The organism is Haloarcula sp. CBA1127 (assembly GCF_001485575.1).
In the GTDB taxonomy this organism is placed as follows: Archaea; Halobacteriota; Halobacteria; order Halobacteriales; family Haloarculaceae; genus Haloarcula.
The window spans coordinates 2,423,701-2,439,951 of record NZ_BCNB01000006.1 but is presented as its reverse complement, the minus strand read 5'-3'; the positions used below and the strand labels follow the sequence as shown (position 1 = coordinate 2,439,951).

Below are 16,251 nucleotides of genomic sequence, written 5' to 3'. Positions count from 1 at the left end.
GTCTTAGTCTTCGCCGCGGACGAACGTGACCGGGCACGGCGCGTTCAGCATGACTTCCTGTGCGGTGGAGCCGAAGACGGCCTTCCCGGTCGGCGAGCGCTTGCGGCCGCCGACGACGACGAGGTCCGAGGTCGTGGCTTCGGCGAGGCTGACGATCTGCTCGCCGTGGTTACCTACGGCACCCCGGACCTGTGTCGACAGGCCGGCGTCGTCGAACCGCGAGACGAGTTCCCGGACAGTTGTGTGGCGGTCGGCGACCTCGTCGGGGTCGGCTTCGCCGGTCGATTCGAATTCGAGCCTGTCGACGACGCCGTCGTACTGGTCGTCGGTGAATACGTGTGCGACGATGACCGTCGCATCGGCCGGGCTCGCGATATCAAGCACAGCGTCAGCGAGTTCGTCAATTCGGTCGGCGTCGTTCGGTCCAACTGCGAGAAGAACAGTTTCGAGTGCCATACCGGCTACTCCGGGGGCAGACGCGTAAATCCTTCGATGGGTACTACTTTCGTAGTAAGTCGTTACAACGCCGCCTTAGCTGGCGTCGTTCAGTGGCTCACCCGGTGTTTTTCATTCCGGCCGCGATACCCTGAACGGTCAGCCGCAGGGTCCGACGCTCGGTTTCGGTCCGGTGGGACTGCTTGAGCAGGCGGACCTGCAACAGGTTGAGCGGGTCGACGTACGGGTTCCGGCGCTCGAGATTCTCCTGCAACCACTCACGCGAGAGCAGGCCGTCCTGCCCGGTGATTTCGAGCACCTTCTCGACGGTGTCCTCGTACTCCTCGACGATACGCGGATAGATGCGCTCGCGGAGTTCGGGGTCAGCGAGGTCGGCGTACTCCTCGGCGATTCCGAGGTCAGTACGGGCGAGCGCCAGCGACGCGTTGTCGAGTTTCGTCCGGAAGAACGGCCAGTTCTCGTACATCTCCTGTAGGGTTTCCATGTCGCCGCCGTTTTCGAGGTAGGCGTCCAGCCCGGTCGAAATCGAGTACCAGCCGGGGATGATACAGCGGGCCTGCGTCCAGGAGAACACCCACGGAATGGCACGGAGGTCCTCGACGCTGCGGTCCTCGCTTCGGGAGGCCGGCCGCGAGCCCATGTTGAGGTTCTCGATGACGGTGATCGGCGTCGCCTGCTCGAAGAACTCAACGAAGCCGTCGGTCTCAAGCAGGTCCTGATACTCGTCACGGGCGGCGTCGGCCGCCGTCTCCATCGCGTCCGCCCACTCGTCGGGAATCTCCTCGACGGGCTCATCAATTGCGTTTTGGCGCGCCCGAATCTGGGCGTTGAGCATCTGTTCGAGGTTCCGCTCGGCGATGTCGTGGTTGGCGTACTTCTCGGCGATGGCCTCGCCCTGCTCGGTGAACTTGATCTGGCCGGTCACCGTCTCGTTTGGCAGGGCCAGCATGGCGTCGTTCATCGGGCCGCCACCGCGAGAGATAGAGCCGCCGCGGCCGTGGAACAGGCGCATCTCCACGTCGTAGTCGTCGGTGATGTCCGCGAGTCGCTTCTGGTTGTTGTACAGCGACCAGTTGGCGGCGAGGAAGCCGTTCTCCTTGTTCGAGTCGGAGTAGCCAAGCATGATCTCCTGAATGTTGTCCCGGGCCTCCAGCGCCTGGGAGTAGGCCTCGTTCTCGAACAGCGTGCCCATGATGCGGCGGGCTCCGGAGAGTGCATACTCCGATTCCAGCAGCGGCACCACGTCGAACCCGCAGTAACCGGGCAGGTCGACGATGTCGACCTGGTCGGCCAGGAACAGGACCTCCAGCGCGTGGCTGGGCTCCTCACACCACGAGATGGCGTAGGTGTCGATGGCGTCGATGCCGAACTCGTTTTGCCAGTCGGCGGTCGCACGGAAGCGGTCGAGGACGCGGGTGGCGTCCTCCGAGAGACCCTCGGTGTCTTCCATGTCGATGACGGGGTTGTCCTGGAGGATCGCCTCGGTCAGGAACTCGACGCGCTCGTCCTCGTCCATCGACGCGTAGTCGATGCCTTGCCGGTCGACAGCCTCGGCGATGGCGTCGGTGTGCATCTTCCGGTGGTCGCGCAGGTCGAGGCTAGCGAGGGTGAAGCCGAACGTCTCGACCTTGCGGATCAGTGGGTCGACGTGGGCCTCAGCGATGACCTCGGCATCGTTTTCGCGGAGGCTGTCGGCGATGACGCGGAGGTCGGTCAGCAGTTCCTCCTCGTTCTCGTAGCCGCCCTGGCGAACGTCGCTGACCCGGATGACGGATTCGCGCATCAACCGGAGCTTCTGGCGGTAGGGCTCATCGGGATACCGTTCCTCGGCTTCCGTGGCGATGCCGGGGAGCCTAGACTTGTGGCGGTCCAGTCGCTCGTTGAACAGCGCGTCAGTCGCGATGTTCGAGGCGTCCTGGCTCAGCACGCCGGAGAGCTCTTTGAGCTTGTTGCGGTACAGCGGCAGCACGGTGTCGCGCTGGCGCTCCAGCGTCTCCTCGGTCACGTCGGTGGTGACAAAGGGGTTACCGTCGCGGTCGGAGCCGGCCCACGAGCGGAACTCGTAGAGCGTGTCGATGTCGATGTCCTCGTCGTACACGTCTTCGAGAGTGTGTTCGAGTTCGTCGTACACCTCGTCGATGACGTCGAACAGGACGTTCTCGAGGTACCACTGGACGTTCAGTGCCTCGTCGGTGACCTCGGGTCGGCGGTCACGGACCTGTGGGGTCTGCCAGAGACTCGTCACTTCAGCATCAAGGTCCCGTTCGATGCGCTTTTGCTCGCGGTCAGTGAGTCGCCGCTCGTCGAGTCGTTCGATGTCACGGGCAACCGACCGGAGTTTCGCTTTCACTGTCTTCCGGCGGGCCTCGGTCGGGTGGGCCGTGAACGTCGGCTGGATGAGCACGTCTTCCAGAACCTGCTCGAACTCTTCCGGGTCGGCCCCCCGTTCGGCCAGGTCCCGGACGGCTTCCTCGACGCTATCGGCCAGCACGCCCTCCTGACTGCCTTCCCGGATTTCGCGGACCCGTTCGCGTTCCTCGGCGAGATTGATAAGCTCGAAATACGTGGTAAACGCGCGTGCGACGATATCCTGCGTTTCCGGATTCAGTCGGTTCAGCGCCCGGTGGACCTCGTCCCGTGTTTCTGCGTCACCACGCCGGTAGTCGATACACGAGTTCCGGATAGTTTCTACCGTTTCAAACGCCTCGGTTGACGTTTGTGCCTCCAGCACTTCGCCCAGGAGCGCACCCAACTCCCGTACGTCCTGGTTTATCTCTCTGGCGTGCAAAGTCATACCACTTCATCCAGAACCGAGCCCTAAAACACTATTGAAACGGTGTATCAGGGATAGACGTTCGTGAAGAATCCGGTTTCAGGAGATGGCTGTTATTAATCGTGGGGTTCTTTACCGTATCACACGAATCACACAGGATACAGTGGACTGCCAATGATAGATATCGCTCTGGACATGGAGCAGTACGACTGCCCCTTCATCGACACGACGGCAGACCACGACGTCGCCTTTGCAGCGGTACACTGGGACTTCGACCAGCGCGCGCGGGAGTTGGAGACGCGGATGGTCGTCGAGGCCGAGGACGCGGGGGTACTCGATACGGGGCTAAACAGCTTGCAGGCCCACGAGAACATGAACGACTGTGCCCTGTTGCGCCGGGAAGACAACGCGGCTCACATCAGGACGACTATCGAAGAAACGGCGGCGATGCAGACCATCAGGGACAACGGCGGCTACATCACCGGGCCGTTCCACATCGAGGCGGGCAGCGAGACTTGGCACGTCGGCTTCGACCGCGGCCGGGACGCCGACACGACCCTCTCGGAACTTGACCGTGACAACGAGTACGACGTGGTCGAACGCACGTCGGCGACGCTCCCACAGCTGCAGGATCTCGTGCAGAATGCCGGCGCGGCGATGACGCTCGTGGACGGCTGTCGTGACCTCTCGGATACCGAACGCGAGACGCTGGAAACTGCCGTCTCCGAAGGGTACTTCGAGTCACCCCGTGATGCGACACTGGGGTCGCTGGCCGAGGACTTCGGCGTGTCCAAACCTGCCGTCTCGAAGAACCTCCGACGCGGCGAGCGGAAGATGATCGAACGCGTCGTCGAAGCGCTGGACGACATCGAGGACTGAGTTCGGTGTTCGCGCCGATATAGTCGCTTCTCCGCTCGGAGTGGCTACGAAGGATGGACCCCCACGGTATCCCGGTGGGTTCTCAGATATCCGGTTGCTCGACGTTCGATTCCCAGAACCGGTCTCGTAAGTACCGTTCGTCCATCGCGCTACGACCAGTCAGGCGCGCGATTCGGCCGACGGAAGCCCAGAGTAGCCGCTGAACGATCTGTGGCGCAACGGCAATCCGAGTCTCGTCGTTGACGTACTCGGCCAGCAACAGTCCCTGCACGAAACCGGGTTCCCCGTATTCGCCATCAGCACCAAGATATCCCTCGTGATCGAGTCCTGCAACCATGTATTGCGTGTCGATTGTCTTCGTCCATGGGACTTCCACCCGGAACGCAACGAAATCGTCAGTATCGTTTCTAAAGTAATGCGGGTCTCCCGGTTCAACCGTGAGTTCCTCTCCAGTAGCGAGGTGTTGGGGAGTGTCATCGACGACAACAGTCAGTTCCCCTTCGACCGGTCGAAAAGTCTCTGTGCTGCTCGTATGTACGTGCGCCGGCAGTGTCGTGGCCTCTGGACTCAGCCAGACAAGCATGGCGGGAGTGCCGTCCGCGCCTGATTCCGGGTACTGCAGTATCGTCGACCACATTCCCATGCCCGGACTCGATGCGAGTGCATGGGGAGAATCCGAAAACAGCCCCATAGCGCGTCCTTCCGGGTCAATTTCGAGCGCCGGCCCCGCAGTCGGCTTACCGGCGTCGCTAAGTGGTCGGCCTGTAATCTGAGAGGGCATGCTCCTATTTTTAATTTGACACACATATGACTAGTGAAAAGAGTCTCTGTTCTGCTTACTCGGTATGTAAGCGGGCTCAAATCTGTCACACAAGAACGCGGCTGTAGCGACTGGACCTGTAACATCTATTAGTAGGATCGAGATCGTGTTCCATCCCCGTTGATACCCACTGCGTTAACATGTTAACTCAGGACACTATGTGGCTGACAAGTCTATGATAATCTGTTATGCAGAATACGGCTACACGGAGGCGCGTTCTCGGCGCGCTCGGTGCCGGTGTTGTTGGACTCAGCGGCTGCGTCAGTGACGACTCATCCATGACTGAACAGGACGATTCGGACGGCGGCACGACGGACAGTGGCACAAACGGTGAATCAGGCGACGGTGGTTCCGCACAGACGGTCAACATCGGCGTCCTTCAGCCCCGCGCTGGTGATCTGAAATACTACGGCGACCAGTCCCTGTGGGGGTTCCTCTCCGGGCTGGCGTATAAAGGTGATACCGACCCGCCGACCGAGCCCGGCAGCGGCGAGGTGACCATCACCGCCGGTGACACGGAGTACCGCCTGCTAATACGGGACACGGAGTTCTCGGCAGACACGGCTCAGACGGCGGCGACGAACCTCGTCGAGAACGAGGACGTAGATATGCTCGCCGGCTGTGCGTCCTCGGCGGTCGCCAGCCGGGTCGTCACGACGGTCGTCAATCAGGCGCAGGTCCCCATCATGCTCGGGCCGGCGGCGTCGGCAGACATCACGTCAAACTCGGATACCTGTAGCGACCTCGTCTACCGAGCAAGCGAGAACACCGCAATGGACGCCCGCTCGGGTGGCAAGTACGTTGCCAGAGAAACGGACGTGTCGAGCGTCTACCTGTTCGGCGCGGACTACAGTTTCGGCCGCGCGGTCGTCAACAACTACCGGGACGTGCTGGAAGCCGAAGGGGTCGATATCGTCGGCGAGCGTTTCGTTGAACAGGGATACGCCGAGTGGGAGGGGCTGCTGGACAACGCCGAAGAAGCGGGTGCAGAGGGTGTTGTAGGCGGGTTCACCGTCGCGACGCTTCCCGCGATGTTCAACGCCTTCCTCTCGGGTGAGTACTCCTATCGGGTGTTCGGCGGGTTCGCCACCAGAATCACCAACAGCGTCGTCGGCGGGACAATGCAGAGCGTGCTCGGCGAGCCCCTGACAGCCGAGAAGATCAGGGACTCACATCTCGGGCCGTTCACGACCCGGTATCACTGGAACCAGTACGACAACCCAATCAACGATGCGTTTGTCGACAGCTACACCAGCGCCTACGGCGTCGTCCCGGACCTGTTCTCAGCGGGGACTTTCACCGGCGCGTCGGCGATCCATCAGGCGGTTCAGCAGAGCGGGTCGACCGAGGGCGCGGACATCGCCGACGCCCTGAAAGGAATGACCGTCACCGACACGCCGAAAGGCGAGGGCGGCTACACCTTCCAGGAATACAACAATCAGGCGCGCTCGGCCATGACCGTCGCGAACCCGATTCCCACGACCGACGAGTGGGCCGGCAACTGGGGCGCCGCCATCATGCCCGGCGAACCGCTCGCCCGTATCAGTGCCGACGAGACGACCATCCCGCAGGACAGCGACCAGATGGACTGTTCATTGTAGGTATGCTCAGAACACAGGGACTGACCAGAGAGTTCGGGGGACTTACCGCTGTCGACAGCGTCGACTTCGAACTCGAAGCGGAACTGTGCTCACTTATCGGCCCGAACGGGGCCGGCAAGACGACGTTCTTCAATCTCCTGACCGGGAGCCTCTCGCCCACCGAGGGGACGGTCGAACTCCGGCGTGACGGACAGTGGGAGGACATCACCGACGCGTCGCCTCACGAGACGGCCAGCAAGGGCCTCCACCGCTCCTATCAGGTGACGAATGTCTTCCCCAACAGCACGGTCTTGGAGAACGTCCGGGTTGCCGAGCAGGCCCACAGCGACGACGCTACAACGTTCTGGCGCAACGTCGACCACTACGACGAGTTCACCGAGCGGGCCCACGAGATTCTGGATCGGGTGGGGCTCTCCCACCGGGCCGAGGACCTCGCGAGCACGCTGAGCCACGGCGCAAAGCGCAAACTCGAAGTCGCCATCGCGCTGGCCGGCGACCCCGCGGTGCTCCTGCTGGACGAGCCAAACGCCGGCGTCTCTTCGGAGAGTGTCGACGAAATCCGGGGCCTCATCGAAGCGGTTGCGGAGGACTACCCGGTGTTGCTGGTCGAGCACAACATGGACATCGTGATGGGCGTTTCCGACCGCGTCGTCGTGCTCCATCAGGGTGCGGTCATCGCCGACGGAGCGCCGGCAGAGGTACGGGCTAACCCCGACGTACAATCGGCGTATCTCGGCGGCTACGAACCGGGCAGTCTGGACGGCGATACAACTCCGACCGGGTCAGAACCGGACTCGGAGGAGGGGACGGCGTGAGCCTCCTCGAACTCGGCGGCGTCCACACGTACTACGGCGACAGCCACATCCTCGAAGGCGTGGACCTCTCCGTCGAGGAGGGGGAGGTGGTCGCGCTGGCCGGCCGCAACGGCGTCGGCAAGACGACGACGCTCCGGACCATCCTGCAACTGACGCCACCTCGCGAGGGGTCGATTACGTTCCGCGGCGAGTCGCTGGTCGGGCTGGAGACACACGAGGTCGCGACTCGGGGACTGGGTTGGATTCCCGAGGACCGTCGGATGTTCAGCCAACTCAGTGTCGAGGAGAACCTCCGGGCGGCGATACCGGACCCGGACGACGTGAACGACGGTCTGCAACTGGCGTTCGATTCGTTCCCGATTCTCGAAGAGCGGCGGGGGCAGGACGCCGGCACGCTATCGGGTGGCCAACAGCAGATGCTCGCCATCGCTCGCGGGCTGGTCGGCGATAACGACCTGTTATTGGTCGACGAACCGAGTGAGGGACTGGCCCCGCAGATCGTCGCCGACGTTGCCGAGGCGCTGTCGAAGGCGAGCGAGGATGTGACGATGCTGCTGGTCGAGCAGAACCTCCCGCTGGCGCTCGATTTAGCCGACCGGTTCTACATCCTCGATAAGGGCCGCGTCGTCGACGACGGCGAGACGGCGGCGGTGACGGCTGACGACGAGCGGTTCAGGAGGTATCTGTCGGCATGATCGTCGAAGCGCTCGCGGAGTTTCTGACCCTCGGTGAACTCGGCGGTGTCATCGTCAACGGACTCGCCAAGTCGGCGCTGTACGTGATGATTGCCAGTGGCCTCACACTCATCTTCGGCCTCATGGGCGTGCTGAACTTCGCCCACGGGTCGCTGACGATGGTCGGGGCGTACCTCGGCGGCCTCCTGATGGTGGTCACAGTCACAGGCGGGACAGCGCCGCTGACCCGTCTCGGTCTGTTTTTTGTCGCTATCGTCATCGTCTTTGCGCTGTTGACAGTGCTGGGCGGGGCTATCGAGACAACCATCATCCGGCCGCTGTACGACCGGCCGCCGATATACCAGATCCTGCTGACGTTCGGCCTGACGCTCGTCATCGAGGAGGTCGTTCGCATTGTACTGGGAGTCTACGGCCTCCAGCCGCTGTCGGACTGGCAGGCCGCACTGGCGACCAAGCCACAGATCCTGCGCGAGCCAGTCGCACTCGGTCCCGTCAGCGCCGGCTGGATGTCGCTGTTCCAGATACTCCTTGGAACAATCACCGTGGTCGGCATCTGGGCGTTCCTCACCAAGACCCGTTATGGCCTGTACATCCGGGCCGGCAGCGAGGACACGGAGATGGCGTCGGCGCTTGGCATCGACGTTCGCCAGGTGTTTACCGTCGTGTTCGCGCTGGGTATCGGTCTGGCCGGCGCGGCCGGAACACTGCTGATGTGGGACCCGACGTGGGGTGCGAGCGTCCCGCTCGCGGCCGAGACGCTGCTGCCGGCGTTCATCGTCGTCATTGTGGGCGGCCTCGGAACGTTCCGTGGCACCGTCGTCGCCGCACTGGTCGTCGGGATGGCCGACGCGGTGACGACTTGGTGGTTCCAGAACGTCATCGAGTTCACGGGCCTGCCGGAACTCGTGCTGTTCCTGGTCCTCGTGGTGACGCTCATCGTCCGCCCGCAGGGCCTGTTCGGCGTCGAGGAGGTGGGGGGCCATTAGCGCCGAACCCGAGGCTGACGCCGAGGCGGCGTCCGAGCCACCGGCGACGACCGTGGGGATGGGATGGCCCCGGGAGTACCTGCGGGACCACACCGCCCATATCGTTATCATCGCCCTGCTGGCGCTGTACCCACCGGTGTACCACACGCTGTTGAACTCGGCGGTCAGCGCCGAGACGCAGATGCTCCTGCCGACGGTGGAGACGATGGTCGGCGTGCTGTACTTCGGCCTCTTTGCTATCTCGTTTGACTTCATCAGCGGTTACACCGGCTACCTCTCGTTCGGCCATGCGGTGTTCTACGGCACCGGCGCGTACACGGTCATCCTCATCGCCAACGGGAAGGTCCCGCTGCTCGGCCCTGGGACGCCGTTCATGCTGTCGCTGCTCGTCGGCGGCTGCATTGCTATCGTGCTGGCCATACTTGTCGGCCTCGTCTCGTTCCGCCTCTCTGGTGTCTACTTCGCGATGATCACCCTCGGCTTCGCGCAGGTGTTCTACGTGTTCGTCCGCGGCTGGGACTACGTGGCGACCAACCCCCGCGACGGTCCGGCGGTCGGGCCAAGCCACGCCGAGGGGTTCCAGATCGGGGTTCCAGCTATCGACCAGCTCTCGCTGTCGATCGGCGTCCTCACCGGCGACGAGGTGGCTCTGCTCGGGTCGATGCTGTCCGGCACAGAAGTGTCCTACTACATGATCGGCCTCGTCGTCCTGGCCTGCTACTTCGCTATGCAGCGCATCATCCACTCTCCCTTTGGCCGAGTAATGCTCGCCATCCGGGAAAACGAGGAGCGCGCCGTCGCCATCGGCTACAACACGTATCTGTACAAGCTCGGGGCCTTCGCCATCAGCGGCTTCTTCGCTGCCGTCGCCGGTGGCCTATTCGCCGGCTTCAAGCGCTCGGCAAGCCCGGAGAACTCCTTTTACTTCCTGGTGACCGGTGACGCCCTGCTGGCGAGCATCATCGGTGGCTTCGGGACGCTCGCCGGTTCGCTGTACGGCCACCTGTTCGACGAGACAGTTCGGGAGTTCCTCTCGAAGGCCGGGCAGGGCGGCGGCCTGTTGCCCTATCTCCGTGCGCTGCTGGGCCAGGAAACCCTTGACGCGACGCTGGTCGGGGACACGACCATCGGCGGCCTCATCGATCTGCTGTTGAACGGCCACGCGAGCCTCTACGTGGGTCTCGTGTTCGTGCTGTTCGTCCTCTACGTCCCCGACGGCCTGCTCGGGACGCTTCGGGCGCGTCTCGGCGGGACGTTCGCCGAGGCGTTGCCGGCGAAGCTCTGGGGTGATTCGGAATGACGAAACCAGTGAAAACGACCGTCGAACCGCCTGACAGAACGACGACCTGGGCGTGGGGCGGCCGCTCTCCACCGGGTCGGCCCACGGCGGCGCATCGACAGCAAGACGACACGCGGTGTGACCACCCGAACACGGAGCCAGTAGAGCAATGACTGCGGAACCGGATTACTTGAAGGATATCCAACCAGAATCAGTCAGTATGCAATACGCGACTAACGACGGCGTCGACATCGCCTACGAGCGCGAGGGGCCGTCGGACGCCGAAACCGTCGTCTTCGTCGAAGGCATCGGCTACGGCCGCTGGATGTGGCTGTGGCAACAGGAGGCGCTCGTCGAGGAGTATCAGACAATCGTGTGGGACAACCGCGGAACCGGGGACTCCGACGAACCCGAGGGACCGTACACGATGAGCCAGATGGCGAGTGACTTAGAGGCCGTACTCGACGACGCCGGCATCGAACAGGCCCACGTCGTCGGGGCCAGCATGGGCGGGATGATCGCCCAGCAGTACGCCCTGGAGTACGACCGGGCGCAGTCGCTGACGCTCATGTGTACCTCACCGGGCGGGCCGGAAGCCAAGCCTGTTCCAGAGAAGACACAGCAGCGGATGTTTGCCGTCCCCGACGACCTCGACGAGCGCGAACTCCGGCGGTACAAGATGCAGCCAGCGCTCTCAGAGTCGTTCATGGACGCCCACGAGGACCTCATCGAGCGCATTATCGACTGGCGCATCGACAGCGACGCCAGCGACCGGGCACTGGAATGGCAAGGCGCGGCGGTCCAAGCGTTCGATGCGTCGGACCGCCTCAGTGAGATCACAGTTCCGGCTCTGGTCATCCACGGGACTGCTGACGAGGTAGTCCCCTACGAGAACGGGAAACTGCTGGCGCGGGGCTTGCCAAACGCCGACTTCATCACCGTTCACAGCGGCCCGCACTTGCTGTTCATCGAGGAATACGAGCGCGTCAACACACAGATACGGGAGTTTATCGGCGATGTCTGAAAGGACGCCACAGGAGTGGGTCGGTGCCTGGAGCGAGCGCCGGGCCGCGCTCACCCCGGACCGCGAGGGATTGGTGGATGCGACGACCGGCGAGCGGTTCACCTACGCCGAACTGGACCGGCGAGCGAACCGGACCGCTCGCCTGCTCCGGCAGTGTGGGGTCGGTGCGGAGGGCGAGGGGGTCGGCACTGTCGCCGTCGTCTCGCGGAACCGTCCTGCCGTCGTTGACCTGTTCTTCGCCACCGCAAAAATGGGGAGCCGACTGGCCCCACTGTCCCACCGGCTCGCGTCCCCGGAACTCGCCGAACTCCTTGACCGCGTGGACCCGGAACTCCTCGTTGTTGAGGCTCCCTTCGCCGAGACTGTCTCGACTGCTCTGGAGACAGCCGATGCGACGGCTCCCCAACTCATCCATCTCGAAACCGCCACCGACGGCGCGTCTTCGGCTCCCACGCTCGACAGCACGCCCTACGCTTCGGCCCTCCCCGAGGACGACACACCCGTCGAGACAGCAACGCCGGCCCCCGACGACACGCACCTCCTCCTGCACACCGGTGGATCGACGGGGACGCCAAAGGAGACGGAACTAACCCACCGCGGCATCGTCTGGAACTCCCTGAACACGATTACGGCCTGGGGACTGCGCGAGGACGACGTGACGCCGATGGTGTTCCCGATGTTTCACACCGGTGGCTGGAACGTTCTCACCGTCCCGCTGTGGCACATGGGCGGGACAGTCGTCATCGCCAGGGAGTTCGACCCCGGCGATGTGCTGGCGGCCATTGATACTGAGGGCGGGACCGTCCTTGTCGCCGTCCCCGCAGTCCTCCGGATGATGACGGACCACGACCGCTGGGCGGAGACGGACCTCTCGTCGCTCCGCTTCGCCAAATCCGGCGGCGGCCCCTGTCGCAAAAGTGTGATGGAGGCGTGGTGGGACCGTGGTGTCGACCTTTCGCAGGGATATGGCCTCACCGAGTGCGGCCCAAACAACTTCGCGATGCCCGAGGACTGGCCCCGTGAAAAGGCCGGTTCAGTCGGCAAGCCAGTGTTGCACGTCGACGCCAGAGTCGTCGAACCCGAAGACCGTGACGACGAAGGCAGCCCCGCCGGTTCACGGGACCCGGTCGACCCCGGCACCGTCGGCGAACTCCAGTTGCGCTCGCCCCACGCCGCGACGGGCTACCTCGACAACCCCGAGGCCACCGCTGAGACGTTCGGCGACGGCTGGGTGTCGACCGGCGACCTCGCCCGTGTTGACGCGGACGGCTACTACTACATCGAGGGCCGCACCAAGCATATGTTCGTCAGCGGCGGCGAGAACGTCTTTCCCGCGGAGGTCGAGGACGCTATCGCCGACCATCCAATGGTCGGTGAAGTCGTCGTGATTCCGGTCCCCGACGACAGGTGGGGACAGGTCGGAAAGGCCGTCATCGAGCCCGCGTCCAGCGCCACGACCGACAGCGCTGGCGACCGGCCCCTGACGCTCGACGACCTCCGAACGTTCCTCGACGACCGCCTAGCACGGTACAAGCACCCCCGCGATATCGCGTTCGTCGAGGCGATGCCGACCAACGGTCCAGACAAGATCGATCGGGGTGCGGTCTCGGACCGCTTTGTGCCGTAATGCATCACTGCAGGCATATCTTCAAGAGGGGTGATGCATTTTTACTTACACAAGATGTCTGACACATATGCGACCCCGGATTCGATGCACGTGTTGCAAGTAGACGACAGGCCGCTACTCGACGAGACTGTCGAGTTCCCGGATAGTCGGGGCCCGAACTCGCTGACGCTGACGACGACCGACCGGGCAGACAGTGCGCTCGACCGTTTCGAAGGCACCGCTATCGATGGCATCGTTGCCGCGGATGACCTTCCGGACCGGTCCGGCCGTGCGTTCGTCGACGCGATCCGCGAGCGGGACAGTAATGTCCCGGTACTGCTGCTGACCGAGTCGGAATCCGTCGCCAGCGACGCAATCTCCAACGGAGTCACCGACGTTTTCAGAAGAGACACAGCCGTTGACTGTAGCGACCTCCTCGCCAATCGGGTTCGGTTGCTCGTCGAACATCACCGGTCGACAGAACTCGCAAGTCGGACCAGACAGCGCCTCACAGAACTGGCAGAACAGTCGAACGAACTGCTGTGGGTGTTCTCCGGGGACTGGACCGAGATACAGTTCGTCAATTCGGCGTACGAAACGCTCTACGGCCGCTCCGTCGAGTCGTTGCAGACCAGCCCCGATGAGTTCATGGCGGCGATTCATCCCACGGATCAGGATAGAGTTGTCCAGTCGATGCAGCGCGTCTCAGCCGGCGAATCCGTCGACCTCGAATTCCGAATCACCAGACCTGATGGCGAACAGCGCTGGGTGCGAGCCGAGGCACAACCCATTATTGAGGATGGGACGGTCGCCAGAATCGTCGGCGCCTCGCGTGACATCACCGAGCGGAAGCGACGCGAGTCGGAATATGTTACGGAAATAGACCGCCCTGACGCACCGGTTGATGCAGTGCCGGATCTGTTCTATGAACTTGATGAGAACGGCGATCTGGCTGGCTGGAACGATGCGCTGGCGGCAGCCACCGGGTACGCAGACGCTGATCTCGCGCCGATGGCGCTGACAGCACTCTTCGCCCCATCAGATCGCGAAACCGTTCAACAGGGTATCGAGACCGCTTTTGAGGCGGGTGAAACGTCGTTCGAAGCCGATCTGCTGACTGCCGATGGCACGACAGTGCCGTACGAATTCACTGGGGGCCGGATAACGGCTGCTGACGGCTCGACAGCCGGCGTGGCCGGTATCGGACGTGATGTCTCCGCTCGCGAAAGCCGCCAACAGGCGCTTGAACAGCAAAACAAGCGTCTTGGAGAGTTTGCCAGCGTCGTCAGTCACGACCTCCGGAACCCGCTGGATGTTGCCCGGGGCCAGCTAGAACTCGCACGGATGGAACAAGATAGTGAGCATCTCGACGCGGTCAAGCGAGCTCACGGCCGTATTGGACAGCTCATCGACGACCTCCTGACGCTGGCCCAGAACGGCGAGACAGCGCTCGACAGCGAGCCAGTGCCACTCCAGACAGTCGCTGAGCAGTGCTGGCAAACTGTCGAGACCAGTGACGCAACACTGGAACTACAGACCTCGGCTGTGGTCCGGGCGGACCCCAGCCGGCTGCGACAACTGTTCGAGAACCTCATCCGCAACAGTGTGGAACATGGACAAGCGCCAGACGCCGAGAGACAGGAAGACACCGGCGAGCAGCGTGCGACAACCTCGCTATCACAGTCGCAGGGTGCGGTCACCGACCTGACGATAACTGTCGGCGAACTGGACGACGGCTTCTACGTCGCGGACGACGGTGTCGGGATTCCGGCGGACGAGCGCGAGGACGTGTTCGAGGGCGGCTACTCGCTGGCTTCGGGTCCCGGGTTCGGCCTCCGAATTGTCGATGAAATCGTCGATACCCACGGCTGGTCGATAACGGTCGCAGAAAGCGACGCCGGCGGTGCTCGCTTCGAGATCACCGGCGTCGAGTTCGAGACGGCGTAACTATGCCGCCGTGAGTACTATCGGGTGACCACCACGTCACCCGGTGCCGCCCCAGTCAACACCAACGATGGGGGCCGAACCTTACGCTTCGTCGAAGACGGTGTCGCCCTCGACAACGTGCTCTTCGACAGCGTCGAGATCGAGCGTCAGCCCGAGACCCGGCTCTTCCGGAATCTCGATGTAGCCGTCCTCGATGACGGTCTCCTCGACCAGATCGTCCCACCAGCCGAGTTCGTAGGAGTGGTACTCGACGGCCAGTGAGTTCGGAACTGCAGCCCCGACGTGTGCGCTCGCCATCGTCGCGATCGGCGAGGAGACGTTGTGCATCGCGACCGGGATGTAGTACTGGTTCGCCACGTCGGCGACCTTGCGCGTCTCGCGCATCCCACCGACTTTCGGCATATCCGGCGCGATCATGTCGACGGCCTGATTCTCGATGAGCCGTCGCTCCTCGGTGACGCGGTAGCGGTTCTCGCCCACGGTGATCGGCGTGGTCGTGGACTTGGTGACCTCCTCCTGCACTTCGAGGTTCTCCGGCGGGACGGGGTCTTCGAGCCACCAGACATCGTACTCCTCGATGGCGTCCGCGAGGCGCTTCCCGGAGCTGCCCGAGAACGTCCAGTGACAGTCGAAGGCCACGTCGGCCTCGTCTTTGACCTCCTCGGTGACTTTCTCGACGATCTCGGCCTTGTGACGGATCTCGCCCGGGCGGAGGTGGCGGTTCGCACGGTCCTTTTCGAGGCCGCTCGGGACATCGAGGTCGAACTTCAGGGCGTCGTAACCCAGTTCGTCGACGACGCGGCGGGCCTCCTCGGCACAGGCGTCGGCGTCGGCCTCCTCCTCGGTGTGGCAGTCACAGTACACGCGCATCTCGTCGCGGTACTTCCCACCGAGCAGCTGGTAGGCCGGCACTTCAAGGATCTTGCCAGCGAGGTCGTGCAGTGCGACTTCGATGCCAGCGATAGCCGTCACGGTGACACCCTCGACGCTCCCCTCGCCACTCATCTTCTGGATGAGGTGCTCGTAGAGTCGATCGATGTCCAGCGGGTTCTCGCCGACGACGAACGGCTTCATCCGCTCGATGAGTTCCGGGACGCCCGCGCCCCAGTAGGCCTCGCCCGTGCCGACGATGCCTGCATCGGTGTAGATTCGAACGAGTGTCCACGGGAAGTTCCCGTCAACCATCGTCGTCTGAACATCGGTGATCTCCACGTCGCGGCCGCCGCCGCGTTTGGCGGTAACACCCATTGTCTCCGCAGAGAGCTCCCGCATCGTGTACTCTGCGTTCGGGTCGTGCAGGTCAGCGTAGTCTACGTCGTTTGCCTTTCCCATACCCCTCGCTTGCTATCGGCGTTACAAAAGTGTAGAGG

Annotated in this window: 13 protein-coding genes; 9 read left to right on the top strand and 4 right to left on the bottom strand. The window is 63.3% G+C overall.

All coding sequences use genetic code 11. The features are described 5' to 3' along the window. Positions 1-3: 3 nt before the first annotated feature. Both AV059_RS16825 and ppc read right to left on the bottom strand, forming a co-directional pair. Complete coding sequence (locus tag AV059_RS16825) at positions 4-456, bottom strand: universal stress protein (RefSeq protein WP_058996288.1); 453 nt, start codon at positions 454-456, stop codon at positions 4-6. A gap of 97 nt (positions 457-553) precedes the next feature. Next, positions 554-3,250: a phosphoenolpyruvate carboxylase gene (gene ppc, locus AV059_RS16820; RefSeq protein ID WP_058996286.1), complete on the bottom strand. Its 2,697-nt coding sequence runs from the start codon at positions 3,248-3,250 to the stop codon at positions 554-556. A 153-nt stretch (positions 3,251-3,403) separates the two neighbouring features. Here ppc and AV059_RS16815 point away from each other — a divergent pair, with 153 nt between their 5' ends. Next, a complete protein-coding gene (locus tag AV059_RS16815) occupies positions 3,404-4,108 on the top strand; it encodes a helix-turn-helix domain-containing protein (protein ID WP_058996284.1) in 705 nt (234 codons plus the stop codon). 82 nt (positions 4,109-4,190) lie between these two features. Here the strand turns inward: AV059_RS16815 and AV059_RS16810 are convergent, their stop codons facing one another. Further along, the gene (locus AV059_RS16810) at positions 4,191-4,889 is read right to left on the bottom strand and encodes a cupin domain-containing protein (RefSeq protein ID WP_058996282.1); all 699 of its coding nucleotides are present in this window, start codon (positions 4,887-4,889) and stop codon (positions 4,191-4,193) included. Between the two features lie 227 nt (positions 4,890-5,116). Here AV059_RS16810 and AV059_RS16805 point away from each other — a divergent pair, with 227 nt between their 5' ends. The 8 genes from AV059_RS16805 to AV059_RS16770 all read left to right on the top strand — a co-directional run bounded on the left by AV059_RS16805 (position 5,117) and on the right by AV059_RS16770 (position 14,881). Further along, positions 5,117-6,529 (top strand): ABC transporter substrate-binding protein, encoded by a 1,413-nt coding sequence (locus tag AV059_RS16805; RefSeq protein WP_058996281.1) that lies wholly within the window; start codon positions 5,117-5,119, stop codon positions 6,527-6,529. Positions 6,530-6,531: 2 nt separating this feature from the next. Then, the gene (locus tag AV059_RS16800) at positions 6,532-7,344 is read left to right on the top strand and encodes an ABC transporter ATP-binding protein (protein ID WP_058996280.1); all 813 of its coding nucleotides are present in this window, start codon (positions 6,532-6,534) and stop codon (positions 7,342-7,344) included. Beyond that, positions 7,341-8,039, top strand: a complete 699-nt coding sequence (locus AV059_RS16795) for an ABC transporter ATP-binding protein (RefSeq protein WP_058996278.1) — start codon at positions 7,341-7,343, stop codon at positions 8,037-8,039. The genes AV059_RS16800 and AV059_RS16795 overlap by 4 nt, the downstream gene beginning before the upstream one ends. After that, a complete protein-coding gene (locus tag AV059_RS16790) occupies positions 8,036-9,025 on the top strand; it encodes a branched-chain amino acid ABC transporter permease (protein ID WP_058996276.1) in 990 nt (329 codons plus the stop codon). Before AV059_RS16795 ends, AV059_RS16790 begins: the two co-directional genes overlap by 4 nt. Before the next feature lie 136 nt (positions 9,026-9,161). After that, positions 9,162-10,325: a branched-chain amino acid ABC transporter permease gene (locus AV059_RS16785; RefSeq protein WP_079990819.1), complete on the top strand. Its 1,164-nt coding sequence runs from the start codon at positions 9,162-9,164 to the stop codon at positions 10,323-10,325. Between the two features lie 148 nt (positions 10,326-10,473). Continuing rightward, positions 10,474-11,328 carry an alpha/beta fold hydrolase gene (locus AV059_RS16780; RefSeq protein WP_079990795.1) on the top strand — a complete coding sequence of 285 codons (855 nt, stop codon included), beginning with the start codon at positions 10,474-10,476 and terminating at the stop codon, positions 11,326-11,328. Then, on the top strand, positions 11,321-12,955 hold the full coding sequence (locus AV059_RS16775) for an AMP-binding protein (protein ID WP_058996268.1): 1,635 nt from the start codon (positions 11,321-11,323) through the stop codon (positions 12,953-12,955). The genes AV059_RS16780 and AV059_RS16775 overlap by 8 nt, the downstream gene beginning before the upstream one ends. A 54-nt stretch (positions 12,956-13,009) precedes the next feature. Next, on the top strand, positions 13,010-14,881 hold the full coding sequence (locus AV059_RS16770) for a PAS domain S-box protein (protein WP_058996266.1): 1,872 nt from the start codon (positions 13,010-13,012) through the stop codon (positions 14,879-14,881). Positions 14,882-14,962: 81 nt separating this feature from the next. Here AV059_RS16770 and AV059_RS16765 read toward each other — a convergent pair whose 3' ends face one another. After that, positions 14,963-16,213, bottom strand: coding sequence for a mandelate racemase/muconate lactonizing enzyme family protein (locus AV059_RS16765; RefSeq protein WP_058996264.1), 1,251 nt, complete (start codon positions 16,211-16,213; stop codon positions 14,963-14,965). Positions 16,214-16,251: the final 38 nt, after the last annotated feature.

Bases quoted from the DNA above. Each gene is read 5' to 3' on its own strand.
- AV059_RS16825 (WP_058996288.1), bottom strand. From the start codon at position 456: ATGGCACTCGAAACTGTTCTTCTCGCAGTTGGACCGAACGACGCCGAC.
- ppc (WP_058996286.1), bottom strand. From the start codon at position 3,250: ATGACTTTGCACGCCAGAGAGATAAACCAGGACGTACGGGAGTTGGGT.
- AV059_RS16815 (WP_058996284.1), top strand. From the start codon at position 3,404: ATGATAGATATCGCTCTGGACATGGAGCAGTACGACTGCCCCTTCATC.
- AV059_RS16810 (WP_058996282.1), bottom strand. From the start codon at position 4,889: ATGCCCTCTCAGATTACAGGCCGACCACTTAGCGACGCCGGTAAGCCG.
- AV059_RS16805 (WP_058996281.1), top strand. From the start codon at position 5,117: ATGCAGAATACGGCTACACGGAGGCGCGTTCTCGGCGCGCTCGGTGCC.
- AV059_RS16800 (WP_058996280.1), top strand. From the start codon at position 6,532: ATGCTCAGAACACAGGGACTGACCAGAGAGTTCGGGGGACTTACCGCT.
- AV059_RS16790 (WP_058996276.1), top strand. From the start codon at position 8,036: ATGATCGTCGAAGCGCTCGCGGAGTTTCTGACCCTCGGTGAACTCGGC.
- AV059_RS16780 (WP_079990795.1), top strand. From the start codon at position 10,474: ATGACTGCGGAACCGGATTACTTGAAGGATATCCAACCAGAATCAGTC.
- AV059_RS16775 (WP_058996268.1), top strand. From the start codon at position 11,321: ATGTCTGAAAGGACGCCACAGGAGTGGGTCGGTGCCTGGAGCGAGCGC.
- AV059_RS16770 (WP_058996266.1), top strand. From the start codon at position 13,010: ATGTCTGACACATATGCGACCCCGGATTCGATGCACGTGTTGCAAGTA.
- AV059_RS16765 (WP_058996264.1), bottom strand. From the start codon at position 16,213: ATGGGAAAGGCAAACGACGTAGACTACGCTGACCTGCACGACCCGAAC.